The organism is Ruegeria sp. B1, assembly GCF_056535885.1.
This window is the reverse complement of record NZ_JBQFJA010000001.1, coordinates 2090389-2112730: the sequence shown is the minus strand read 5'-3', so window position 1 is coordinate 2112730 and position 22342 is coordinate 2090389. Positions and strand designations below refer to the sequence as shown.

The 22342-nt window shown below is 58.2% G+C and carries 27 protein-coding genes and 1 pseudogene; 8 read left to right on the top strand and 20 right to left on the bottom strand.

Going from position 1 to position 22342, the window contains the following annotated elements:
* Positions 1-27: 27 nt before the first annotated feature.
* Complete coding sequence (locus ACR3ES_RS10405) at positions 28-1266, bottom strand: aspartate kinase (protein WP_170432145.1); 1239 nt, start codon at positions 1264-1266, stop codon at positions 28-30.
* Between the two features lie 164 nt (positions 1267-1430).
* Between ACR3ES_RS10405 and ACR3ES_RS10400 the strand changes: the two genes are divergently transcribed.
* Positions 1431-1787 carry a hypothetical protein gene (locus ACR3ES_RS10400; protein WP_170432142.1) on the top strand — a complete coding sequence of 119 codons (357 nt, stop codon included), beginning with the start codon at positions 1431-1433 and terminating at the stop codon, positions 1785-1787.
* Here ACR3ES_RS10400 and ACR3ES_RS10395 read toward each other — a convergent pair.
* The 5 genes from ACR3ES_RS10395 to ACR3ES_RS10375 all read right to left on the bottom strand — a co-directional run bounded on the left by ACR3ES_RS10395 (position 1781) and on the right by ACR3ES_RS10375 (position 4844).
* Positions 1781-2419, bottom strand: a complete 639-nt coding sequence (locus ACR3ES_RS10395) for an SDR family NAD(P)-dependent oxidoreductase (protein ID WP_170432139.1) — start codon at positions 2417-2419, stop codon at positions 1781-1783. The genes ACR3ES_RS10400 and ACR3ES_RS10395 overlap by 7 nt on opposite strands.
* 3 nt (positions 2420-2422) lie before the next feature.
* Positions 2423-2878 (bottom strand): DUF1178 family protein, encoded by a 456-nt coding sequence (locus tag ACR3ES_RS10390; RefSeq protein ID WP_170432136.1) that lies wholly within the window; start codon positions 2876-2878, stop codon positions 2423-2425.
* Between the two features lie 72 nt (positions 2879-2950).
* Positions 2951-3340: an NUDIX hydrolase gene (locus tag ACR3ES_RS10385; RefSeq protein WP_480493382.1), complete on the bottom strand. Its 390-nt coding sequence runs from the start codon at positions 3338-3340 to the stop codon at positions 2951-2953.
* Positions 3341-3552: 212 nt separating this feature from the next.
* The gene (locus tag ACR3ES_RS10380; RefSeq protein WP_170432133.1) at positions 3553-4296 is read right to left on the bottom strand and encodes an EcsC family protein; all 744 of its coding nucleotides are present in this window, start codon (positions 4294-4296) and stop codon (positions 3553-3555) included.
* 53 nt (positions 4297-4349) lie between these two features.
* Positions 4350-4844, bottom strand: a complete 495-nt coding sequence (locus tag ACR3ES_RS10375) for a GNAT family N-acetyltransferase (protein ID WP_170432130.1) — start codon at positions 4842-4844, stop codon at positions 4350-4352.
* Between the two features lie 71 nt (positions 4845-4915).
* Between ACR3ES_RS10375 and ACR3ES_RS10370 the strand changes: the two genes are divergently transcribed.
* Entirely contained in the window at positions 4916-5521 is a 606-nt protein-coding gene (locus ACR3ES_RS10370; protein WP_480425308.1) for a flavin reductase family protein, read from the top strand.
* Entirely contained in the window at positions 5521-6162 is a 642-nt protein-coding gene (locus ACR3ES_RS10365; protein ID WP_170432124.1) for a CatB-related O-acetyltransferase, read from the top strand. The genes ACR3ES_RS10370 and ACR3ES_RS10365 overlap by 1 nt, the downstream gene beginning before the upstream one ends.
* A gap of 30 nt (positions 6163-6192) precedes the next feature.
* Here the strand turns inward: ACR3ES_RS10365 and ACR3ES_RS10360 are convergent, their stop codons facing one another.
* A complete protein-coding gene (locus ACR3ES_RS10360) occupies positions 6193-7827 on the bottom strand; it encodes a SulP family inorganic anion transporter (protein WP_170432120.1) in 1635 nt (544 codons plus the stop codon).
* 217 nt (positions 7828-8044) lie between these two features.
* Between ACR3ES_RS10360 and ACR3ES_RS10355 the strand changes: the two genes are divergently transcribed.
* Entirely contained in the window at positions 8045-8917 is an 873-nt protein-coding gene (locus tag ACR3ES_RS10355) for an S-methyl-5'-thioadenosine phosphorylase (protein ID WP_170432117.1), read from the top strand.
* 15 nt (positions 8918-8932) lie between these two features.
* Here the strand turns inward: ACR3ES_RS10355 and ACR3ES_RS10350 are convergent, their stop codons facing one another.
* Complete coding sequence (locus ACR3ES_RS10350; protein WP_170432114.1) at positions 8933-9799, bottom strand: alpha/beta hydrolase; 867 nt, start codon at positions 9797-9799, stop codon at positions 8933-8935.
* 191 nt (positions 9800-9990) lie between these two features.
* Here ACR3ES_RS10350 and ACR3ES_RS10345 point away from each other — a divergent pair, with 191 nt between their 5' ends.
* Positions 9991-10620: a LysE family translocator gene (locus tag ACR3ES_RS10345; RefSeq protein ID WP_170432111.1), complete on the top strand. Its 630-nt coding sequence runs from the start codon at positions 9991-9993 to the stop codon at positions 10618-10620.
* Between the two features lie 7 nt (positions 10621-10627).
* Here ACR3ES_RS10345 and ACR3ES_RS10340 read toward each other — a convergent pair whose 3' ends face one another.
* On the bottom strand, positions 10628-10801 hold the full coding sequence (locus tag ACR3ES_RS10340) for a hypothetical protein (protein WP_170432107.1): 174 nt from the start codon (positions 10799-10801) through the stop codon (positions 10628-10630).
* Between the two features lie 106 nt (positions 10802-10907).
* Between ACR3ES_RS10340 and ACR3ES_RS10335 the strand changes: the two genes are divergently transcribed.
* From ACR3ES_RS10335 to ACR3ES_RS10325, 3 genes are all read left to right on the top strand, one after another.
* Positions 10908-11042 carry a hypothetical protein gene (locus ACR3ES_RS10335; RefSeq protein ID WP_480425306.1) on the top strand — a complete coding sequence of 45 codons (135 nt, stop codon included), beginning with the start codon at positions 10908-10910 and terminating at the stop codon, positions 11040-11042.
* An 82-nt stretch (positions 11043-11124) separates the two neighbouring features.
* Positions 11125-11664, top strand: coding sequence for an adenine phosphoribosyltransferase (locus ACR3ES_RS10330; protein WP_170432104.1), 540 nt, complete (start codon positions 11125-11127; stop codon positions 11662-11664).
* A gap of 171 nt (positions 11665-11835) precedes the next feature.
* Positions 11836-12318, top strand: coding sequence for a fasciclin domain-containing protein (locus ACR3ES_RS10325; RefSeq protein ID WP_170432101.1), 483 nt, complete (start codon positions 11836-11838; stop codon positions 12316-12318).
* Positions 12319-12357: 39 nt separating this feature from the next.
* Here the strand turns inward: ACR3ES_RS10325 and ACR3ES_RS10320 are convergent.
* The 11 genes and pseudogenes from ACR3ES_RS10320 to coxB form a co-directional block, all read right to left on the bottom strand.
* Positions 12358-13772 (bottom strand): annotated as a pseudogene (locus ACR3ES_RS10320) (FAD-binding oxidoreductase).
* 38 nt (positions 13773-13810) lie between these two features.
* Positions 13811-14629, bottom strand: a complete 819-nt coding sequence (locus ACR3ES_RS10315; protein WP_480425304.1) for an MBL fold metallo-hydrolase — start codon at positions 14627-14629, stop codon at positions 13811-13813.
* Positions 14630-14733: 104 nt separating this feature from the next.
* Positions 14734-15318 carry a GNAT family N-acetyltransferase gene (locus ACR3ES_RS10310; RefSeq protein WP_170432095.1) on the bottom strand — a complete coding sequence of 195 codons (585 nt, stop codon included), beginning with the start codon at positions 15316-15318 and terminating at the stop codon, positions 14734-14736.
* Positions 15318-16580, bottom strand: coding sequence for a M16 family metallopeptidase (locus ACR3ES_RS10305; RefSeq protein WP_170432092.1), 1263 nt, complete (start codon positions 16578-16580; stop codon positions 15318-15320). The genes ACR3ES_RS10310 and ACR3ES_RS10305 overlap by 1 nt, the downstream gene beginning before the upstream one ends.
* Positions 16577-17965 carry a threonine synthase gene (thrC, locus tag ACR3ES_RS10300; RefSeq protein WP_170432089.1) on the bottom strand — a complete coding sequence of 463 codons (1389 nt, stop codon included), beginning with the start codon at positions 17963-17965 and terminating at the stop codon, positions 16577-16579. The genes ACR3ES_RS10305 and thrC overlap by 4 nt, the downstream gene beginning before the upstream one ends.
* On the bottom strand, positions 17962-18639 hold the full coding sequence (locus tag ACR3ES_RS10295) for an SURF1 family protein (RefSeq protein ID WP_170432086.1): 678 nt from the start codon (positions 18637-18639) through the stop codon (positions 17962-17964). Before ACR3ES_RS10295 ends, thrC begins: the two co-directional genes overlap by 4 nt.
* A gap of 163 nt (positions 18640-18802) precedes the next feature.
* Positions 18803-19618: a cytochrome c oxidase subunit 3 gene (locus ACR3ES_RS10290; protein WP_170432084.1), complete on the bottom strand. Its 816-nt coding sequence runs from the start codon at positions 19616-19618 to the stop codon at positions 18803-18805.
* A gap of 22 nt (positions 19619-19640) precedes the next feature.
* On the bottom strand, positions 19641-20216 hold the full coding sequence (locus ACR3ES_RS10285) for a cytochrome c oxidase assembly protein (protein WP_170432082.1): 576 nt from the start codon (positions 20214-20216) through the stop codon (positions 19641-19643).
* Complete coding sequence (locus ACR3ES_RS10280) at positions 20216-20377, bottom strand: hypothetical protein (protein ID WP_170432078.1); 162 nt, start codon at positions 20375-20377, stop codon at positions 20216-20218. Before ACR3ES_RS10280 ends, ACR3ES_RS10285 begins: the two co-directional genes overlap by 1 nt.
* Positions 20377-21342, bottom strand: a complete 966-nt coding sequence (cyoE, locus tag ACR3ES_RS10275) for a heme o synthase (RefSeq protein ID WP_170432075.1) — start codon at positions 21340-21342, stop codon at positions 20377-20379. The genes ACR3ES_RS10280 and cyoE overlap by 1 nt, the downstream gene beginning before the upstream one ends.
* A gap of 87 nt (positions 21343-21429) precedes the next feature.
* Positions 21430-22341 (bottom strand): cytochrome c oxidase subunit II, encoded by a 912-nt coding sequence (coxB, locus tag ACR3ES_RS10270; RefSeq protein ID WP_170432072.1) that lies wholly within the window; start codon positions 22339-22341, stop codon positions 21430-21432.
* Position 22342 lies beyond the last annotated feature (1 nt).

Here is a 22342-nt window from a genome sequence, read left to right as displayed (position 1 = left end):
GTCAGGCAAGAACCTTGGCATATTTGCTCAGGCCGCCTTGTCCAATTCAAAGGCATCATGCAGTGCCTGAACAGCAAGTTCCATGTATTTCCGGTCCACCAATACCGAAATTTTTATCTCAGAGGTTGTAATGACCTTGATATTGATCCCCTCATCCGAGAGTACTTTGAACATTTTTGCCGCCACACCGGATTGCGAACGCATGCCAATACCGACCACAGACACCTTGCAGACATCCTCGTCCGCGACCAGTTCGGCGTAGTTCAACTCGCCCTTTTCCTTGATCTCCAGCAAGGCCTTTTCGGCGCGGGTCACCTGCTCGGTGGGGCAGGAAAAGGTCATATCCGTGCGCCCCTCGTCCGAGATGTTTTGCACGATCATGTCCACGTTAACGCCGGCATCGCTGAGCGCGGTGAAGATGATCGACGCGATCCCGGGGCGGTCCGCAACCGACACAACGGTCATCTTGGCTTCGTCGCGAGAATAGGCCACACCGGCCACAACATTGGATTCCATGATATCCTCCTCGGCGCAGACCAGCGTGCCTGCATTGTCGGATTGTTCCTCGAAACTGGACAGCACCCGCAGGCGTACCTTGTAGCGCATCGCCAGTTCGACCGAGCGGGTTTGCAATACCTTGGCCCCCAACGAGGCCAGTTCGAGCATTTCCTCGAACGCGATCTTTTCCAGCTTGCGGGCTTTTTCGCAGATGCGCGGGTCGGTGGTGTAAACACCATCGACATCGGTATAGATATCGCAGCGCTCGGCCCCAAACGCAGCGGCAAAGGCCACCGCCGTGGTGTCCGACCCCCCCCGCCCTAACGTGGTGATACGACCCTCGGGGCTAATCCCCTGAAAGCCCGCGACAACGGCGACCCGCATGCCTTCATCGAACTTCTGGGTGATGTTGTCGGTTGGAATTTCCTCTATCCGGGCCTGGCTGTGCGCGCTGGTGGTCAGCAATGGCACCTGCCACCCCTGCCAACTGCGCGCCGGCACATCCATTTCCTGCAGGGTCAGCGCCATCAGGCCCGCCGTAACATTCTCGCCCGACGAAACGACCGCATCATATTCGCGCGCGTCATAAAGCGGCGACGTTTCGTCAACCCAGCCCACCAACTCGTTGGTTTTGCCCGACATCGCCGACACGATGACGATCACGTCATACCCCTTGGCCACTTCGACGCCCACGCGCTTGGCCGCGCGACGGATACGGTCGAGATTGGCAACCGAGGTGCCGCCGAATTTCATTACGAGTACGGGCATGGGGGCAAGTGTCTCCGCGCCTGAGATGCATAGTCCCGTGCCTCTTATGCGAGGGGGGTCGCAAGGGCAAGGGCGCTGAGTCTTCCGCCCGCGATACACAGCCGCTTTACAATGCTTTGGCGGAATGCAAGCCTGTGAGCGTCTGTTGTTCCAAGAGGTTATTCATGCTCCGCATTGCTATCGCCCTGACGTTTCTCTCATCACCTGCCGTGGCACAAGTCGCGACACAAGCCGGAACGGATGGGAAAAACGCATTGGGCACTGTGCCCTGCGCAGCTCTGGCCGGAGACCCGCTGCAGGACTGCAATGCGGAGTTGCGGCGTCGCGACGATGGAACGGCAACTCTTGCGGTGTTGTTGCCAACCGGGGAAGTCCGCAACATCTATTTCACCGATGGAAAGCCGGATTCGAGCAGTTCAGTCTCGAAGCTCAGCTATGAAACGCCTGGAGATTTGTTTGTGATTTTCATCGAGCCCGGTGAGGTCTACGAAATCCCCCGCGCGGCGTTGGGCGATCAGTAGGCGTGAGGCGCGCCTTCCCAAGTCTCGAAACAGCCGGTGGTGTTTAACGACAATGTCTCGAAACGCGCCATCAGCCCTGTCACCGCCTGATCGACAGTGATTTCAGCGGCGGGGCCACCCATATCCGTCTGAACCCAACCGGGATGGTAGATGCCGATGGCAATCCCGTCTCCTTGCAGATCGGTTGCAAGATTTCGACCTAGATTGAGCACCGCCGACTTAGAGGCGCGATAGATATAGCTGCCGCCGGGCGCGCGCGTGTGTGAGGCCATTTGCGACGACAAGATCGCGATCTTGCCGCGCGCGACGCGCAGATTAGGCAACAGGGCCTGAATTGTCAGAAAAACGCCGGTGACATTGGTGGCAAAGCTTTGGGCCCACATTTCAGCGGGGTAGCCATCGATGTCCTGCCCTTTGTCCAGATATACGCCGGCGTTGCAGATCAGCAGATCAACGGGCTGGCCGTGTAGTTTTTTGGCAAACTCGGCTTGCTGGTCAGGGTCCGAAACCTCCAACCTAGCCTGCGCGCTGTGATCGCGCGCGGTGCCGGTGACCTCCGCACCCTGCGCGCGGTAGCGATCTGCCAGGGCCTGCCCGATTCCACGGCTGGCCCCGGTAATCACAATGTGCATGGATCAGTTTGTCTTTCTGCTGGGAATAAAGGGCAACGGGGCAACGGGTACCCCGTCCTCTATCAAGGCCTTGGCCTCATCCGGCTTTGCCTCGCCGTAAATCGCACGCTCCGGGGCGTCGCCAAGGTGAATCTTGCGGGCCTCATCCGCAAAGTCCGTACCGACATAGTCCAGATTTTCTTCGACCTTGCGCCGCAATTCCGTAAGAGCCTTTTCGACCTCCGGCGACGGGGTTGAGACGTTTATCGGCCCTGGCTTTGCGGGGGCGGTCTCGGGCTGCCCCTGCGCAGTGCGCGCCGGACGCACACGCGGCGTCATGACGGCCTTTTCAACGTGCTGGCACCCGCAAACTGCGCATGTCACCAAGCCGGCAACTGACAGTTTGTCGTAGGCTTCAGCAGATTGGAACCAGCTCTCAAACGTATGGCCTTCGCTGCATTTTAGTGCGTATTGAATCATGTTGCGTCCAAAATATGGCTTAACAATTAGATACCTACCGGTATGGCAATATCAAGTCTTTCTGACGTCAACTCAGTGCGGGTAAGGTCCAAATCTTCGCAACAGTGCAGCCAGTTCCGGTGAACTGACCTTAAGTGCGGCTTTTTTAGGCGAACACCACTTGCGTCGGCGCTCACCTTTCTCTGGAAAGCTCGACATGACGGATCGCACATGCAGGGGGAACACGTCCACCACACACATCGCCGGCGCTTGATCCGGGCGCTGTTTGAGGTAAGTAAACTGGCCAAGCTGATCCGGGATGCAGTCTCCAACAACGCCAGCCTCTTCCCACGCTTCCTGAGCGGCAGTTTCTGCCGGCGTGAGCCCGTCGATAAGCCACCCCTTGGGGATGACCCAGCGGCGAGACCTTCGGGTCGTGATCAGAAACACCTCCGGCCGGCCCTTCTCGATGCGATAACACAATGCGGCCGATTGCGGCAGAACAGGAAGCTTTCCAGTTCTCCGTAACACATGCGGCGAAAGCCTTGCATCCATCACGCGGTGACGCCTTTCGAGCGGGGTTCATGCCTGTACATCAAACCGCTGAGTTTTTGTGATATTTTGCGGTTCGTTACATCATGGATACCACATGATGATAATCAAGCCAAGGTTGGCCGTGATTTGGGTGTCAGAGGCTACATGCGTGCAGACAGTTGCCGCACCAGTTCCTCATGAGGGATATCGGCATCCATCGCCAAGCGTCTCAGGCCAAAATGCACATGAGCGATCTGTTGATAGTAGCGCGTATAGATATAGTTGGTTCCGCCTCCGGCAATGGCGCCGAGCACCGGCACCGATTGCGCAGCCAGTTTCTGGCCCAGAACCACAGACAAGCGTGGAGCCACGGCAGCAATCAACCGCTGCATCGCAGGGCCCGTTAGTGTGAGTCGGACCGAAAAGAACCCAAGATCTGCTCCATCATCATGGGTCATAGGCCCGGCGGCAGACAGCACCCGGACACAGTCGAATTTGACATTTTCCTGTTCGGGATCAAACCCTTCCCGCGCAGCCGCTCCCTGAATAGATCGCAACAGCATGGTTGTGGTCGCGGGCAATTCCATCAAGGCTGTGGAAACGCCACCTAACCCCCCGGCCGCCCCCATGGCGGTCGTCACGGCAGTATTCACCCAGGGTTTTTGATCCGGTACAGCCCTGCGCGATCCCTGCGCCGCGTGCATGGCAATCCAGAGCGCCTGTTCTGTTGCTCCGGTCAGGCCTTGCCGCACGGGTTCCGGCAGCTGTTCCAGCAATGATTCAGCGGACCCGCCCAGCCGGTTAAGCAGTTTAACCCCTGCGCCGCCAGCCGTTCGGTAGTGCTGTGCCAGCCGGTCCAACTCGGCTTCGGCATCGACCTCTTCAACAAGAACCATGTCCTGCATCTGTACCCTCCTGCCCTTTCAACATCGGTATCGGGCAGAGAGGTTTCAATAGGTCAGCGGGTCCAGCGGGTGACTGGTCCGCGCACGCCCTCCCATACGCCGGGGGTCAGTTCGTGCCCCAGAACGCGGTCTGGGTTGGTCGGCGGCGGCATCTCGATTCCGTTCAAACGTGCGAAACCGAACCGGGCGTAATACGGCGCGTCTCCGACGAGCATCACCCGCTCCCAGCCCTTGCCGCGCCCGACATCAATCCCCTGATGAATCAAAAAACCGCCCAGACCTTCGCCCTGATGGGTGGGGTGTACAGCAACTGGACCCAGAAGCAGCGCGTCATGTGTACCAATGTGAACCGGCCAGAACCGGATCGCCCCAGCCAGAATGCCCTGCCCATCGCGCGCGACCAGAGAAAGACCGGACACCGGCGGAATGTCGTCCCTTAGTCGATAAGACGACAGAGCCTCGCGCCCCGGTGCAAAGCACAGGTCAAACAGGGCTTCAACCTCCCACCAATCATCCGGTGCTTCCGGTCTGATTTCGAACTGCTGCACCCTGCCCTCTTTTCCTTACTGGCATTCGCCCTAGCACTTCGATACGCCTTGGGCAAACGCTTGGAGATCAGATGTTCTATCGCCCCGAAGACGGCCACGGTTTGCCGCATAACCCGTTCAACGCCATCATCACGCCGCGCCCAATCGGCTGGATTTCGTCCCGTGATGCGGATGGTGTCAACAACCTTGCGCCCTACTCCTTCTTCAACGGGGTGGCCTACACGCCGCCGCAGGTTATGTTTGCCTCGACGGGTGCCAAACACGACCAAAACTGCGGCAAGGACAGTATCGCCAATATCGAGGCGACCGGTGTCTTCTGCGTCAATGTCGTGGCCTATGCGCATCGGGACGCCATGAATGCCAGTTCCGAGGGTCTTGCAAAACATGTTGATGAATTCGATCACGCCGGTTTGGTTCCCATTGAATGCGAAACGATCCCTTGCGCGCGGATCGAGGGTGCCCCGGCGGCGCTCGAGTGTAAGATGACGCAGATCGTGACGCTGCCGGGAGAGGCCAATCGGGTGGTGTTCGGCGAAGTCACCGGCGTGCATCTGCATGACGACCATATGCGGGACGGCAAGTTCGACGTTACCTCGTTCCGACCTCTTGCCCGACTGGGATATCGGGACTATTCGGTCGTGAACGACCTGTTCAGCCTCGCAAGACCGGATGACTGATGCCCTTACCTGATCCTACCCGCCGGTACCCGATCACCCTGCCCGACGGGTCCCAATACAAAGGCACGGTCTTTTTGTCCGAAGCCATTGATCACCCGCGCCTAAAAGCCGGGACGTTCAGCTATGCCTCGGACTTTGACGCCCCGGAAGATTGGGCAAAACAACTGGCCCCATTCTTGTTTCCGTTTTCTGAAGAGAAACTGGAGCTCGGAAAATTCTGCCAGATTGCGCATGGCGTCCGGTTCATCACCTCATCGGCAAACCACGCGATGAACGGCGCGACCTGCTATCCATTTCCGGTTTTCGATCCCAAAAATCTGCTCGAATACCAACCCGATCGCCGGGACACTGTGGTCGGGCATGACGTCTGGTTCGGATATGGCGCGTTGATCCTGCCCGGTGCCCGGATCGGAACCGGGTCGATCATCGGCGCAGGGTCCGTGGTGCGCGGTGATATTCCACCTTATGCAATCGTGACCGGGAACCCAGGCGAAGTGCGGCGTTTCCGGTTCGATCAAGAAACGATCGACCGGCTATTGGCCCTGAGCTGGTGGGATTGGCCCCTCGAATTGATCTCAAAGGCCGAAGAGGCGCTTTTGTCCGGCGATATCGAAACGCTGGAACGCATTGCGCCAACCTAAAAGGTGGCCAAACTGGCCACCTGTAGCAATTCAATGCCCGCCCAAAATTCCGGTGCGGACCGAGTAATCCACGGCGAGCCCGTAGTCCGGGTCATCATCGCTATCGACCATCAGGTGTCCCGCCTTGTTCAGCAGCTTGTGGCAATCCCGGCTGAGGTGGCGCAGCATCACGCGTTTACCAGCGGCTTCATATTTGCCAGCAATGTTCTCGATGGCCTGCAGAGCCGACTGGTCAACTACGCGACTGTCCGCGAAGTCCACAATCACGGTATCCGGATCGGTCGGGACATCGAACAGTTCAACAAAGCCATCGGACGAACCAAAAAATAGCGGCCCTTTGATTTCGTAAACCTTGGCGCCCTTCTCTGTTTCCGAATCCCGCGTGACGGCGTGGATGCGGGTAGCGTTGTTCCAGGCGTAAGCCAGTGCCGAGACAATCACGCCAACCACAACTGCAACAGCCAGATCTTCCATTACGGTCACCACAGTGACCAGCACGATGACGAACGCGTCGGTCAACGGCACTTTGCGCATGATGTTGAACGAGTTCCAGGCAAAGGTGCCGATCACCACCATGAACATCACGCCCACGAGCGCAGCCAGAGGTATTTGCTCGATCAAAGGCGAGGCAAACAGGATGAAGACAAGCAGGAATACCGCTGCCGCAATCCCGGCGATCCGGGTGCGGCCACCGGATTTCACGTTGATCATCGACTGACCGATCATCGCGCAACCGCCCATGCCGCCAAAAAAGCCAGTCACAACGTTGGCTGCACCCTGTGCGATGCACTCCTGCGAGGCACCGCCGCGTTTACCGGTGATTTCGCCCACAAGGTTCAGCGTCAGCAGGGATTCGATCAGGCCAATGGCGGCCAGAATGACGGCGTAAGGCAGGATAATTTGGAAGGTTTCCCAGTTCAGCGGCACCATTGGGATGTGAAACGTCGGCAGACCGCCCTCGATGGACGCCAGATCGCCCACTCGCGGCACGTCCAGACCAAAGCCAATCACCAGTGCCGCAACAACGACAATGCCTGCCAGAGGGGCGGGTACGATACGCGTCACGCGCGGCATGACCCAGATCACCGCCATGGTCAGCGCCACCAGACCCAGCATCGTGTAAAGCTGCATACCTGACAGCCACTCACCGCCGCTCAGGCCGTGGCCGGTGTTTTCCATGGTGCCGGGGACTTTGAACTGACCCATCTGCGCCAGAAAGATCACAATAGCCAGACCGTTCACGAAACCCAGCATCACCGGATGCGGCACCAGACGGATAAAACGCCCCCAGTGCATTGCGCCAGCAATGACTTGCAAAATGCCCATCAGAACAACGGTCGCGAACAGGTACTCGACCCCGTGCTGCGCTACCAATGCGACCATCACAACGGCAAGAGCCCCCGTCGCACCAGAGATCATCCCGGGGCGACCACCGATCAGCGCAGTGATCAGGCCAACCAGAAAGGCTGCGTAGAGGCCGACCAGGGGATGTACGCCCGCTACAAACGCAAAGGCCACCGCCTCGGGCACCAGAGCAAGGGCGACGGTCAGACCCGACAAAAGCTCAATCCGCAATCGTGACAAGGTCAGGCCTTCGTCCGGCATCCAGCGGAGATCCGGTATGGCAAGGCGATTGGCAAAACTTGCCAGCAAGGCTCGGTGCATTGAACGGTCCTGTCGGTCAGATGGGTTCGCGCGAAAGGCGCCTTCTAGCGCTCAGGAGCCCATCGAGATACAGCGCCTGACGAGAACCTGGTATGCGCCTGACGCATAGCTAGATCGATCAAACCAAAGTTAGGCACACTAACCGTTGAAGCCACTTGCCAAAAACACCTGCGACCCGCAGAACTCAATAGAATGAGATTTGCATAGGAGAGCCGTTGTGGCCCAGACCAAAATTGCCGTTATCGGCGGATCCGGCATTTATGACATCGATGGGCTGGAGCGTCCGGAATGGGTCACGATTGAGACCCCCTGGGGGGCGCCCTCTGATCAGATCCTGACCGGATCACTGGATGGTGTGGACATGGCCTTCCTGCCGCGCCACGGGCGGGGCCACGTTCATTCGCCAACCGATGTGCCGTATCGCGCCAATATCGACGCGCTAAAGCGGCTGGGTGTGACCGATGTGATCTCGGTGTCGGCCTGCGGCTCGTTCCGCGAACACATGGCGCCGGGCGATTTTGTCATCGTCGATCAGTTCATCGACCGGACATTTGCGCGAGAGAAAAGCTTTTTCGGAACGGGTTGCGTTGCCCATGTGAGCGTCGCCCACCCGACCTGCCCGCGTCTGAGCGACGCCTGTGAAACCTCTGGGACGGCTGCGGGTATCACCCTCCATCGCGGTGGGACTTATCTTGCGATGGAAGGCCCTCAGTTCTCGTCCCTTGCGGAGTCCAAGATGTACAGGGAACAATGGGGTTGCGATGTCATCGGGATGACCAACATGCCCGAGGCCAAGCTCGCACGCGAAGCGGAGTTGTGTTACGCCTCAATTGCAATGGTCACAGACTATGACAGCTGGCACCCGGATCACGGTGAGGTGGATGTGGCCGCGATTGTTGCGACGCTGACAGGGAATGCCGACAAGGGTCGCGCGCTGGTCAAGGGGCTGCCCGCCCTGCTGGGGTCGGAGCGTGACCCATGCCCGCATGGATGCGACCGGGCCCTCGAATACGCGATTCTGACTGCGCCAGAGAAACGGGACCCGGCGTTGCTGGCAAAACTGGATGCGGTCGCTGGTCGAATTCTGTAACGCCTAGAATAGGGGTCAGCGCTGTTTCAACGTTTGGTCGACCACCTGCCACAAGCCGTGAGACCAGAGATCGTTATGCGTGCCGCCTGAGATGACATAGAGCTGCGAGTTGTCATTAGCGAGGGCCGACAGGTTTTCGCCGTGGTGCAGCGGTACCGTCTCATCTTCGGTACCGTGAAAAATCAGAGTCGGGACCTCGATTTGGTCAATAATGTCGCGCGTTGCGAAGTGATCCTTCATCAACGCATACACGGGCAACCACGGATAACGTTCTGCGGCGACATCAACCGTTGCGGTAAACGGCGCTTCGAGAACCAGCAATTCCGCGTCGGGTCGTTGTTCGGCCACCGCGGCTGCAACCGCAGTTCCAAGGCTTTGGCCGTGAAGGACCACGGACTGATCCTGTGCGTCTAACATGTCGAACAATTCAATCCCGTCCGAGATCAGCGCCGCCTCGGTGGGATCACCGGCGCTGCCGGGATATCCCCGATAGCTGGGCGCCAGAAGCCCATAGCCGCTGTTAAGGATTTCCCCGAACCGTTCGGACCGATCGCCCAGATTGCCGCTTTGCCCATGAAAGAACAGTACCGTCGGCGCATCCTCAATGATCGGTGGCGCGGACCAAACGGTCAGTTCCGTTCCGTCGGTCATGACCGCCGTTGTGACGTCTATGTCTGCAAGCCCCACAACGGCTGGATTGGGTAACACGCCTTCGGGTTTGAAGAGCAGGGAGCGCTGGTTCAGGTACATGTATCCAATGGCCGCAGCGTAAAGCGTACCCGCCAGAAGAACCAGCGTGATCAGGGCCTTTCTTGATCGCTGCGCGTCAAACCACGTGTGCCATGTTGAGACCCGAGAGAGTACGGTTTTTGACTGTGCCATCTGGTCCTCCAATTTAAACCAGGTTCTAAAAGCTTGGGAATTGATGGCGCGGATTCAAGAAACACGCTTCAAGCTTAATCAGATCTTTAGTTTTGGACCTGTGTCCGAGGCGCATGCCTCCGCATAGAAATCTCTTGACCGGACCAAATCTTCAAGGCTTGCTGCGCCTCACGACACTAGCAGGATGACCCATGTCTTTGGACCTTTGGCTGGCCTTTGTGGCTGCTTCGACCGCACTTCTCTTGATTCCCGGACCGACGGTATTGTTGGTGCTCAGCTACGCTCTGTCTAAGGGGCGCAGCGTCGCGGTTGCGTCGGCGACCGGGGTCGCGGTGGGTGATCTGGTGGCAATGACCGCGTCTTTGCTGGGACTGGGTGCGCTGGTTCTGGCCTCAGCGACGTTGTTTTCCGTTCTAAAATGGGTGGGCGCGGCTTACCTGGTCTGGCTGGGGCTGAAATTGCTGCGCAGCGCGCCCTCTGGCGGATTGAATCCGGTTGAAACCGGACGCGACGTCTCAGCCCGCAGCGTTTTTGGCCACGCCGCGGCGGTGACCGCTTTGAACCCAAAATCCATTGCCTTCTTCATCGCGTTTGTTCCGCAGTTTCTCCGCCCGGCCGACCCGCTGGGCCCGCAATTTGCCATCCTGATCGCAACATTCGTTGGATTGGCCTGGCTAAACGCCCTGGCCTATGCCCTGTTGGCCGACCGGCTGCGTCGAACCATCGGACGCGCGGGCGTGATCACTGCGCTGACCCGGTTTGGAGGGCTAACTCTGATCGGTATGGGCGTGGCCACAGCGGTCTTGCGCCGACCAGCGTGAAACACAGCTAGTCCTCTGCGTTTTCCTTCATGAAACCGCGGATGAAGCGCCGGATCTCACGTGCCGCCGAAGTGTCGAGTTCCTTGCATAGGTCCACAAAAGCGTCGCGTTCATCCTTGTCCAGCCGCAGGACCAACTGACTGTTTTTCTTGGTAGATCTCTTACCGTCTTTCTTTGCCACGCGCCTTGTTCCCGTCAAACACTTGATTCATATCTCTATGCATTGTATATACATTGAATAGAGGATGTAGATATCGGGCACCTAACAACAAAAAAGGATTATGGCAATGAACCTTCATGTCGCTCAGGCATTTCTATTGCGTGACCAGCGCAATTGGCGCAAACCGCACCTGTCGTGGCTGCCTGCCGCGCTGTATCGTTACTATGGACTGCCGAACGCCGTAGCTGACCGCCGCAAGTAAGGGCGGACAGTAATCTTTTCTTGCAAGACTGACCCCGATGGGCCAAACACCGCCGCGTGTTTTCAGTTAACTGGGTTGGCTCATGTCCAGACATAAGACAGTCAAAGACTACATTCGGACCATCGTCGATTTCCCACATGAAGGGATCATGTTCCGGGACGTAACAACCCTGTTCGCCGACCCGCGCGGATTTCGTATCGCAATCGACCAGATGTTGCACCCCTATGCCGGTGAGCGGATCGACAAGGTTGTCGGTCTTGAGGCGCGCGGCTTTATTCTGGGCGGCGCAATTGCCCACCAGCTCAGCGTCGGGTTTGTTCCGATCCGCAAAAAGGGCAAGCTGCCCGGCACCACGATCAGTCAGGACTACAAGCTGGAATACGGCGAGGCGATCGTGGAAATCCACGATGATGCCATTCAGCCCGGTGAAACGATCCTTGTTGTGGATGACCTGTTGGCGACCGGCGGTACGGCTGCTGCCGGTATCAAGTTGATCGAACGGCTGGGCGGCGAAATCGTGTCCTGCGCCTTTATCATCGATCTGCCCGAGCTTGGCGGCCGCAAAGTGCTTGAGGCTATGGGTATGGACGTTCACGTCCTGTGCGAGTTCGAAGGGCTGTAGCACGTCGGGAAATCACATATTCGTGATTGGAAATTTGAAGCCGCGCGGGCTTAGACCGCACGGACCCAAATTCAAGCTGGTTTTTTGGCAGACTGGGTGATCTTTTCACGATCAGCCCTCGTACCTCGGTTGATGCTGTTTAAGGCATTTCAAACCTAGGGAGACTAAACTATGTTCCGCAAACTCGCCGTCGCCGGTTTCGCATCCATCCTGCTGAGCACTTCGGCCATGGCCGATGGCCACGGTAAAGATATCGTGGACACAGCCGTCGCGGCTGGCAGCTTTGAGACCCTCGTAGCCGCCGTTCAGGCTGCCGAGCTGGTCGACACGCTGAAGGGCGAAGGTCCGTTTACCGTTTTTGCACCGACCGATGACGCCTTTGCCGCGTTGCCGGCAGGCACCGTTGAAGATTTGCTGAAGCCCGAAAACAAAGATCAGCTGGTCGCCGTTCTGACCTATCACGTTGTTCCGGGCAAAGTGATGTCCGGAGACCTGTCGGACGATATGACGGCAGCCACCGTGCAAGGTGGTGACATCACCATCGATCTGGATTCCGGTGTGATGGTCAACGACGCCAACGTCGTTCAGGCCGACATCGAAACGTCGAATGGCGTGATCCACGTGATCGACAAGGTGATCCTGCCTGCATCGTAAACGAACCCTGGAACACGGCCTGGTCGGACCGGGCCGTGTTCACATTTTTAGAACGGCGCCCGGATTCATGATCCCCTTTGGGTCAAGCGACTTTTTGATGGCGCGCATTGCGCTCAACTTTGCCGGGTCGCTGTACTTCTCGAGATCCCCGGTTTTCAGGCGCCCCACCCCGTGCTCCGCGCTGACTGATCCTTGAAAAGCATCCACCAGATCATGCACCGCAGATTTGACCGACATGCGCACATCGTCAAATTCCCCCCGGCCGCGACCCTTGGGGGAAACACGTTGTAATGCAGGTTTCCGTCGCCAAGATGACCAAAACAGTTGATCCGAAACGGACCCAGAGCGCCCACAACCTCTGCACCTTGCCGAATGAAGTCAGGAATGCGCGAGATCGGGACCGAGATGTCATGGCTTGAGACCGATCTGATCAGGCGATTGGCGTCGGGGATGCGTTCCCTGACAGCCCAAAGGTCCGCGCGCTGCGCTTCGCTCATCGCGATGATCCCGTCACTGACCAGGCCTAACCCTTCGGCTTTCTCGTATATTCCCTCCAAAGCGTCGACGGGTTGGCGCCCGCCCGAAAGCCCCAACTCGATCAGAACGCACCATTCTGGAGGAGCCGCGAAGGGCTGGCGAACGTCCGGCAAAACCTCTGCCAGAAATTCGAAACCCTGCCGGTGGATCAATTCAAACGTGCTGACAGCCTCCCCAACCAGATCCCGGACCAACGCGAGAAGGTCGATGGCGGCTTCGGGCGAACATACCTCAAACATTGCCGTGCCCACAGCGGTCGGGCGCGGGAACATCTTGAGTGCAGCGGCCGTGATGATCCCTAGGGTCCCCTCGGCCCCGATCAGCAGGTCACGCAGATCGTAACCTGTATTGTCCTTGCGCAAGCGACTGAGACCATGCCAGATCTCGCCATTCGGCAGAACCGCTTCGAGCCCAAGACACAGATCGCGCGCATTGCCGTAACGCAGCACATTCACGCCGCCCGCATTGGTGGCCAGATTGCCACCGATCCGGCAGGAGCCCTGCGCCGCCAAAGACAGCGGAAACAGCCGGTTGGCGGTCTCTGCGGCCGCCTGAACATCTTGCAGAATGGCACCTGCCTCGGCGATCAGAATATTCTCGGTTGGGTAGATCTCCCGGATGGCCGTCATCCGCTCCAGCGAAATCATCAGAGGAGCTGGCCCGTCGGTCATCACCTGACCACCAACCAACCCGGTGCCGCCGCCATAAGGGACAATCGGAACGCTGGCGTCCGACGCCAGCTGCACCAGCTTGGCCACGTCATCCACGCCACGCGGCAAGGCCAAAAGGCCGACATGTCCGGCGAACCGGTTGCGCGGCTCTTCCAGGTAGCGATCTGACACCGGCCGAAGTACGTCATCGCCCAGATCGGTGCGGATCGCTTCCGCCAGACGGTCATCGGCAGGGTTCAGGGTCATGCCTCCTCCTTGCCCAACACGGCCCGTCACGGCAAGTCCTATTCCAGATCAATCAGGTAACGCGGTTTCAGAACCACAACCGTTGGCCGATCCGGCAATGTGCGCAATGACACGATAAGCTCAGACACACCCTCTCGTTCGACCGGAAAATCGTTGCGGATGTCCACCAGAAACCGGTCCAGGGAGAAGTCTGAAAACCAGTGCATCGGAATGATGACCGAGCTTTTGAGCCGCCTCAGGACCGAGATCATGTCCGGCAGCGGCATGGTCGTGCCCCCATCAACGGCGGCCATGACCACGTCCAGCCGTCCAAGAGCGGCGAACTGTTCATCCGACGGAACATGATGCAAATGCCCGAGATGCCCGATGCAGAGCCCTTCGACCTCGAATACAAAGATCGAGTTGCCGCGTTCCTCGACACCGCCATAGGCCGACCGGATATCGGTCGAAACATTGCGCACCAACATCTCGCCCAAATCAAGGTGATGGTCGATCCCCTGCCCAAAATCACCCCAGCCCGGCAAAACATGCGGGATGGCCGGATCGGGATTAGCGGTCCAGTGGGTGCTGTGCGCGTGATTCATCGTCACCACATCCGGGATTAGATCGGCGCCCCCGATAAAACCGGTGAAATCCGTAACTGCGTTCAACCCGCCCTGCGTCTGGATCAGGAAAGACGCATGCGCGATGTAACTGATCCGAACCGAAAACGCGGGCACCGGATCTTGCCACGCCGCCTTATGCACATATTCGATTCCGGGTGCAGCATCCGCAATGGCGATACAGTGGCTCGGCCGCCGTTCCTGCGCCGCAGCCCCGCCCGAGATCACCATCAATGCCGCAACAATCCAGCGCATGGCATGAGTGTAGCGCAACCGCCAGACAAGTCATGCCCCTTGTTCATCTGGCCAAAAATATCTCGGGGTTTGGGGCAGCGCCCCAATGAACCCACATAAGTCGGCTACCCCGCGTCGGTCTTGCCGCGCCGGTCCGACCGCAGACTGGCATACAACACATGCGTCCGCCATCGGCCGTTGATCTGCAAATAAGACTGCGCCACGCCCTCATACTTGAAACCCGAGCTTTCCAGTAACCCGCGCGACGCGGCGTTTTCCGGCAGGCAGGCGGCTTCGATCCGGCTGAGGTCCAACCGCGTAAAGGCATGATGGACGATCGCTCCGATCGCCTCGCGCATGTATCCCTGCCGGGCAAAAGCCTGTCCAGTCCAGTAGCCAAGCGTTCCCGCCTGGGCCGGACCGCGCCGGATGTTGTCTAGCGTGATGGCGCCTACCAGTACGTCATCGCTGCGCCGGAACAAAAACAACGGTATCGCAGTTCCACCTGCAACCGACCGCTGCGCCCAGTAGACGCGATTAGTGAAAGACTTGCGGCTCAGATGATCCTTGGCCCAAACCGGCTCCCACGGGGTCAGAAATTGCTTGGACGCGCGTCGCAAGGCGGTCCAGCCATTGAAATCGGAATGAATGGGCGGGCGCAGGCTCAACCGCTCGGTCTCGAGTTTCAGCTTGCGTCTGCCGAGTAGCATCACGCTGCGCGCCTCTCCTGCAGCTGTGCCAGCGTTGGCGCCCCCGAAACCGGTCCATAAAGCGCCAGCGCTGCCGGAGCCTGAACGGCCATCTGTTCGGCGAAAGCCCGGACATCGTCGGTGCGGACCGCATCGATCTTGGCCACGGTATCCGCCAACGACGGCACTGTGTCCCAGATCTGTACCAACCGTGCCAACCGTTCAGCCCGGTTGGACGGGCTTTCCAGACCCATCAGCATTCCCGCCTTCATCTGCGCCCGCGCTCGGGCGACTTCGTCGTCACTCATGTCCTCTGCCGCGCGCTTCATCTCATCAATGGTGACATCCGCTAATTCCGTGATCTGATCGGCCGAGGTACCAGCATAGATCGTCGTAGTGCCGGTATCTGCATAGGCACCGGTCTGGGCAAAAATCGTGTAGCACAAACCGCGCGTTTCGCGCACTTCCTGAAACAGGCGCGAGGACATGCCACCGCCCAGTGCGGTTGAGTAGATTTGCGCAGTATAGATTGCATCGTCGCGGTAGCCGGGGCTTTCCAGCGCCAAGGCGAAATGCGCCTGTTCCAGATGCTTGTCATGCCGCGCCTCTCCGCCGGTAAAGCGGGCGCGCTCGGCGATCAGACCCTTGCTGGGTTTCAGGTGGCCGAACATCTCTTCGGCCATCTTAATCAGCGCGTCATGGTCTATCGCACCGGCAGCAGACAGGATCATTTGCTCGGGGCCGTAATGCTCGGTGACAAACCCGGACAGATCCTCCCGAGAAAATCTGCTGACCCGCTCGCTGGGGCCAAGAATAGTCCGACCCAGCGGCTGGTTGTGATAGCTTTGCTCTTGCAGCCAATCGAAAATCACATCGTCAGGCGTATCGTAAGCCTGACCGATTTCCTGCAGGATCACGCCGCGCTCGACCTCGATTTCGCGCGGATCAAAGATGGGATTCAGAACGATATCACCGATCACATCCATCGCCAGCGCGACATCGTCTTTGAGGACACGCGCATAGTAGGCGGTGACCTCACGCGATGTGTAGGCGTTTATGTAGCCGCCGACATCCTCGATCGCCTCGGCGATTTGCAGTGCGGATCGGCGCTCGGTGCCCTTGAACGCCATATGTTCAAGGAAGTGGGCGATACCGTTCTGTTCGACCCGCTCATGCCGCCCGCCGGCGGTTACCCAGATGCCAATGGCCGCCGATTGCAGCCCCGGCATGTGTTCACTGACGATACGAAATCCGTTCTTCAGTTGCTCTTGTCTGACAGTCACTCAGCGATGTGCCTTTTGATATGATCCTTAAGGGCGCCCAGATCATTGGCGATGCGGGTCACCCGTTCCGGACGTTCATACAGATCAGACATGCGGGATGGAAGAGGCGGATGCACACCGCTTGCCTTCTCGACCGCCGCAGGGAATTTTGCCGGATGAGCCGTGGCCAGAGTGATCATCGGCACATCAGCTGTGCGCAATTCTTCGGCGACTTTGATACCGATGGCAGTATGCGGGCAAACCAGTTCGGCGCTGTGGGTCAATGTCGATTTGATCGTGTTCAGGGTTTCCTCCTCGGACACACGCCCCGAATCGAAACTCTCTCGCAGGGCCTGCATTGCGCCTTGACTGACGTGGAAGCCACCTTGCTTCAATTCATCCATCAACTGTGCAACGGCGCCGCTATCCTCGCCGTAGGCGTAGTAGAGCGCACGTTCGAAGTTCGAGCTGACCTGAATGTCCATTGACGGGCTGATCGAGGGGATGGTCTCACCCTTAAAATACCCCTCTCCCGAAAGGCAGCGATGCAGGATGTCGTTCTGGTTGGTTGCAACCACCAGGCGGTCAATGGGCAGGCCCATGCGTTTGGCCAGATATCCGGCGAAAATGTCGCCGAAATTGCCTGTGGGCACGGTAAAGCTGACCTGGCGATGCGGCGAGCCAAGGCTCACGGCGGCTGAGAAATAATAGACGATCTGGGCCAAAACGCGGGCAAAGTTGATCGAGTTCACGCCCGCCAGTTTCACCCCATCGCGGAAGTCGAAATCGTTGAACATGTCCTTTAATGCGGCCTGACAATCGTCGAAGTCCCCATCCACGGCCAGCGCGTGCACATTGCTTTCTGCGGGTGTCGTCATCTGGCGGCGCTGAACCTCAGAGACGCGGCCATCGGGGAACAGGATGAACACATCTGTCGCATCCAAACCGCGAAACGCCTCGATTGCAGCCGAGCCGGTGTCACCACTGGTCGCGCCGACGATGGTTACACGATCCCCGCGTCGTTTCAGGGCAACCTGAAACAGTTGGCCAATCAATTGCATGGCAAAGTCTTTGAAGGCCAGCGTGGGACCGTGAAAGAGTTCCAGCAGGAAGTGGTTCTCGTTCAACTGCTTGAGCGGCGCGCGCGCGTCATGGCCAAAGCCCTTATAAGCGCTGGCGATGATTTCCTTGAACTCATCCTCAGCGAAAGAGTCGCTGACATAGGGCCACATCACGCGGAATGTGGTCTCTTCATACGACAGCCCGGCCAGCGCGGCGATCTCGCCATGGCTCATCGCCGGAATTTCAGCAGGCACGTACAAACCGCCATCGCGGGCAAGGCCTGTGAGCATGGCCTCTTCAAATGTCAGTTCGGGCGCCTGCCCACGGGTCGAGATGTATTTCATGTCTTTTCACTCTCAGACGGGGCGCGGCTGCGCCATAGGAAGTATCCGGTCATGACCGCCCACACGAGAGCGAGACCAAACCAGGTCACTGCATATTGCAGGTGGTCGTTGGGGATGCCCGCAGAATCAACCGGCAGCGGCGTTACACTCGGGTCGGTTGCCGACCTGGCAATCAAAAGCACCGGCTCGGTATTCAATTCATTCGCCAAGGCCGGCACATCGCGCGCAAACCAGATGTTGCCGTCAATATCAGGCTCGGGCGTGTAATTGTCGATCTCATCCGGCCAATGGAGGTTGCCCGTTACGTCCATCTCTCCGACCTGCCGTACGGCCTCTTTTTCTGTGGTCCGCACAAAGCCGCGGTCGATCAGGATGGTTCGGTCACCCGCTTGGAACGGCGCAATGATACGATAGCCGGGACCGACTTGTTTGACGGAAACCAGAACATGGATTTCCCTCGGCAGCATCGATCCTGAAACGGTTACCGGTTGATAGCGATGTGTCTGGGCATCAATCGCGGCGGGCAAATCCACTGGCGTGCCGCCAATACGGGCGTCAATCTCCGCCAGTATCGCCTCTTTCCATGACAATCGCTGAACCTGCCACAGTCCCAGCGACATCAGGATTGCCAAACCGGCAATACCGAAGATCAGTGGGAACAGGATACGGCGCATTTCAAACCTCCGTTTTTCACTCTAAGGCACAGGAGCCGAGGCCTTGTTAAGGGCTGCGCGAAAAGAAATGCAACCTCGCAATTGTGTGGGGCGCAATGTTGCGTTCCGGGTAGATAAAAAGCCGCCCGGAGGCGGCTTTTGAAATTTGCTTACGCAGCACGTTTTACATGTACGGCGCCTGCCCCCAGATGTAGACGGCGAAGAACAGGAACAGCCAGACCACGTCGACAAAGTGCCAGTACCAGGCCGCGGCCTCGAAGCCGACATGCTTTTCTGGCGTGAAGTCCCCTCGCATCGCTCGGATCAGACAGACGATCAGAAAGATCGTTCCGATGAGCACGTGTGCCCCGTGAAACCCTGTCGCCATGAAGAAGTTCGAATAGAACTGGTCACCGCCGAATTCCCACTCTTTGTGAGCCAGAAGCTCGTAGTACTCATATGCCTGAAGGGCGGTAAAGGCGATGCCGAGCACAATCCCGATGGCCAAACCATTGACCAGCGCCTTGCGGTCGTTGTCATGCACCAGCGCGTGGTGGGCCCAGGTGATCGCACAACCGGACAGCAAGAGGACCAGCGTGTTGATCAGTGGCAGGTGAAACGGGTCAACCGCATAGATATCCGGCTGGATGTATTCGGTGCCGGCATAGTCGTACATCGGGTACATGCGATGCTTGAAGAACGACCAGAACCAGGCAAAGAAGAACATCACCTCGGACATCACAAACAGGATGAAGCCGTAGCGCAGGCCAATGCGCACCACCGGGGTGTGGTCCCCCTGACGGCTTTCCGCGACCACCTCGGACCACCACGCGAACATGGTGTAGATGACGGCCACAAACCCCATCCAGAACATCCAGGCGGTTATGCCGTGCATCCACAGGACGGCTCCGAACAGCATAACAAAGCCGCCAATCGCTCCGATCAGCGGCCAGATCGAGGGGTTCAGAATGTGGTAATCGTGGTTCTTAGCGTGTGCCATCAGCGTCCCTCACCTACAGGCGTTAGTTCGTGTTTGTATCTGCCTGCACTTCTAGGGCGGCATAGCCCTCGGGCAGGTCAATTTCGTAGAATGTATACGACAGTGTGATCGTATGCACATATTTCGCTTCGAGGTCTTCAACCATTTCAGGATCGACGAAGAAGCTTACCGGCATCTCAACGCGCTCGCCCGGCTGCAGTACCTGTTCTTCAAAGCAGAAACAGGCGATTTTCTGGAAATACCCGCCAGCGGAATACGGCGCCACATTGTAAGAGGCCTGGCCCGCAATGGGGCGATCTGTTGGGTTATAGGCCTCGTAGAAGGCCAAGCCGGTTTCACCGATGCGCACCTCCATTTCGCGTTCGACCGGCTTGAACTCCCAAGCCATGCCTTTCGCCTTGGACGCATCAAAACGCACGGTAACAACGCGGTCCAAAATGTCATCCGGGGCCTCTTCGGCGACGCCGGTCGTGCCGCCGAATCCGGTCACACGGCAGAACCAGTCGTAAAAAGGCACAGCCGCCCAGGCTAGGCTGCCCATCAGAATGACAACACCCACCGTTTGTGCGACGGTCTTTTGCGGACCAGATAAAGCCATCAGTTCTGTACCTCTTCTGTTGCCATCCCAAAATCGGTGCCCGAGACCTTAGCGACCGTCAGGCCAAAGATAATTACAATGAAAGCAGCCAGTGTCAGCCCAACGCCTAGGTTGCGGCTGAACCGGCGCTGATGCAGTTCATGGCTTTTGCGCAGGCTCATCACCAGCCCCCCAAGCCATAGGGCTTCAGCAGCGCCTCGGTCAGTATCGCACCGAAGTGTAAGAATAGGTAGAGCAATGACAGCTTGAAGAAAGCCCTTTCGACCTTAAAGTTGTCGGCTTCCGAATCCTCTTCGGTCCGGCGCGAAATCACCCACGCACCGCGCAAGAACAAGGCGTTAAGCACCAATGCAACCGTCAGGTAAATCGGTCCACCAATGTTCGAAAACGCAGTACCAACGGCCAGAATGGCCAACAGGGCTGTATAGATCAGTATGTGAATACGCGTTGCACGACGACCATGGGTCACGGTCAACATCGGAACGCCCGCATCATCGTAATCAGAGCGCATGAACAGCGCCAAGGCCCAGAAATGCGGCGGTGTCCACATGAATGTCAGAGCAAACATCAGCCAGGGTTCAATCGGCATCGTCCCGGTCGCCGCAACCCAACCGATGACCGGTGGAAAAGCCCCGGCGGCGCCACCGATCACGATGTTCTGGGGCGTCAAGCGCTTCAGCCACATCGTGTAGATGACGACATAAAAGAAGATGGTGAAGGCGAGAAATGCGCCTGCAAACACGTTTGTTGCCAAAGCAAGCATAATGACGGACAGACCGGACAACGCCAGTCCCAAAGCCAAAGCCTCGCCCGCGTCTATTTTACCGGACGGGATGGGGCGGTTTCTTGTCCGCTTCATCACTTTGTCGATATCCGCGTCCCACCACATATTGAGCGCACCCGAAGCGCCGCCGCCGATCGCGATGAACAGGATGGCGCAAAAGCCGACGACCGGATGCACCGGCACCGGTGCAGCCAACAATCCGACCAAAGCGGTGAATACAACCAAAGACATCACACGCGGCTTCAGCAGCGCAAAGTAATCGCCAAAGCTGGGCTCATCCGCCAGGGAATGCGCGGAAGGCTGGGTTTTCACAGCGCTGGCATTGATGCTTGCGTCGGTCATTTCCGGTCCTTTTGGGTCGAAAACTGCGCGGACACCCGCGCAGTCTGCATCTTGTTCAGGACGGGGATTGACCCGCCCTTAAGGCACTTACTTTGAAGCAACCAGATAGCTTTGAGGCAGGCCCGCATATTCCTCGATCGCGCCTTGCAACCAGTCGTCATACGCCTCTTGGCTGACCACTTTCACGGTGATCGGCATATAGGCGTGATCCTTGCCGCACAGTTCCGAACATTGGCCGAAATAGATGCCTTCCCGGTCCGCTTCGAACCACAGTTCGGCCAGACGCCCGGGTACGCCGTCCTGCTTCACGCCGAAAGACGGGATGGTCCAAGAATGGATCACGTCCGACGCGGTGACCTGCATGACGATGACTTTGCCGACCGGCACAACAACCGCGGTGTCGGTCGCCAGCAGCCACTCGTCATCGCTGTAGCCTGCATCTGCCAGTTTGGCGCGCATTGCGTCGTCCAGAACAAATGGGCTCACGTCAGCATCCGCCGGACGCGTTCCTTCGTCCAATGTCGCCGGGTGGCCCAGCATATAGCTGTCGAACGCGAAGTCGTGATCGACATATTCATAGGTCCAGTACCACTGGTTGCCCACGACTTTAATGACAACGTCACCTTCTGGGATTTCCTGTTGCTTGAACAGAACCGGCAGCGAAAAGGCGCCGATAAAGACCAGAATCAGGATCGGGCCCAAAGTCCATGCGATTTCCACCGGTGAGTAGTGAGAAAACCGCGCCGGTGTTGGGTTAACACGCTGATTGTAGCGCACGATGCAGTACAGCAGCAAACCGGCCACCAACACACAGATGGCCGTTATGATCACCAGAATCATTGTATCCAACCGCTGAATGCCGACGGCAAGTTCCGTCGCGGCAGGCTGAAACCCCATGCCGCCATCAACCGGCTTGCCAATGATCTCAAGATCCTGAGCCATGGCGGGAAGGCTGGAGAGGGCTGTCACCAAGCCCGAAAGCATCAAAGCATTCTTCATG

Bases quoted from the DNA above. Each gene is read 5' to 3' on its own strand.
- ACR3ES_RS10405 (WP_170432145.1), bottom strand. From the start codon at position 1,266: ATGCCCGTACTCGTAATGAAATTCGGCGGCACCTCGGTTGCCAATCTC.
- ACR3ES_RS10400 (WP_170432142.1), top strand. From the start codon at position 1,431: ATGCTCCGCATTGCTATCGCCCTGACGTTTCTCTCATCACCTGCCGTG.
- ACR3ES_RS10395 (WP_170432139.1), bottom strand. From the start codon at position 2,419: ATGCACATTGTGATTACCGGGGCCAGCCGTGGAATCGGGCAGGCCCTG.
- ACR3ES_RS10390 (WP_170432136.1), bottom strand. From the start codon at position 2,878: ATGATTCAATACGCACTAAAATGCAGCGAAGGCCATACGTTTGAGAGC.
- ACR3ES_RS10380 (WP_170432133.1), bottom strand. From the start codon at position 4,296: ATGCAGGACATGGTTCTTGTTGAAGAGGTCGATGCCGAAGCCGAGTTG.
- ACR3ES_RS10370 (WP_480425308.1), top strand. From the start codon at position 4,916: ATGTTCTATCGCCCCGAAGACGGCCACGGTTTGCCGCATAACCCGTTC.
- ACR3ES_RS10365 (WP_170432124.1), top strand. From the start codon at position 5,521: ATGCCCTTACCTGATCCTACCCGCCGGTACCCGATCACCCTGCCCGAC.
- ACR3ES_RS10360 (WP_170432120.1), bottom strand. From the start codon at position 7,827: ATGCACCGAGCCTTGCTGGCAAGTTTTGCCAATCGCCTTGCCATACCG.
- ACR3ES_RS10350 (WP_170432114.1), bottom strand. From the start codon at position 9,799: ATGGCACAGTCAAAAACCGTACTCTCTCGGGTCTCAACATGGCACACG.
- ACR3ES_RS10345 (WP_170432111.1), top strand. From the start codon at position 9,991: ATGTCTTTGGACCTTTGGCTGGCCTTTGTGGCTGCTTCGACCGCACTT.
- ACR3ES_RS10335 (WP_480425306.1), top strand. From the start codon at position 10,908: ATGAACCTTCATGTCGCTCAGGCATTTCTATTGCGTGACCAGCGCAAT.
- ACR3ES_RS10330 (WP_170432104.1), top strand. From the start codon at position 11,125: ATGTCCAGACATAAGACAGTCAAAGACTACATTCGGACCATCGTCGAT.
- ACR3ES_RS10325 (WP_170432101.1), top strand. From the start codon at position 11,836: ATGTTCCGCAAACTCGCCGTCGCCGGTTTCGCATCCATCCTGCTGAGC.
- ACR3ES_RS10315 (WP_480425304.1), bottom strand. From the start codon at position 14,629: ATGCGCTGGATTGTTGCGGCATTGATGGTGATCTCGGGCGGGGCTGCG.
- ACR3ES_RS10310 (WP_170432095.1), bottom strand. From the start codon at position 15,318: ATGCTACTCGGCAGACGCAAGCTGAAACTCGAGACCGAGCGGTTGAGC.
- thrC (WP_170432089.1), bottom strand. From the start codon at position 17,965: ATGAAATACATCTCGACCCGTGGGCAGGCGCCCGAACTGACATTTGAA.
- ACR3ES_RS10295 (WP_170432086.1), bottom strand. From the start codon at position 18,639: ATGCGCCGTATCCTGTTCCCACTGATCTTCGGTATTGCCGGTTTGGCA.
- ACR3ES_RS10290 (WP_170432084.1), bottom strand. From the start codon at position 19,618: ATGGCACACGCTAAGAACCACGATTACCACATTCTGAACCCCTCGATC.
- ACR3ES_RS10285 (WP_170432082.1), bottom strand. From the start codon at position 20,216: ATGGCTTTATCTGGTCCGCAAAAGACCGTCGCACAAACGGTGGGTGTT.
- ACR3ES_RS10280 (WP_170432078.1), bottom strand. From the start codon at position 20,377: ATGAGCCTGCGCAAAAGCCATGAACTGCATCAGCGCCGGTTCAGCCGC.
- cyoE (WP_170432075.1), bottom strand. From the start codon at position 21,342: ATGACCGACGCAAGCATCAATGCCAGCGCTGTGAAAACCCAGCCTTCC.
- coxB (WP_170432072.1), bottom strand. From the start codon at position 22,341: ATGAAGAATGCTTTGATGCTTTCGGGCTTGGTGACAGCCCTCTCCAGC.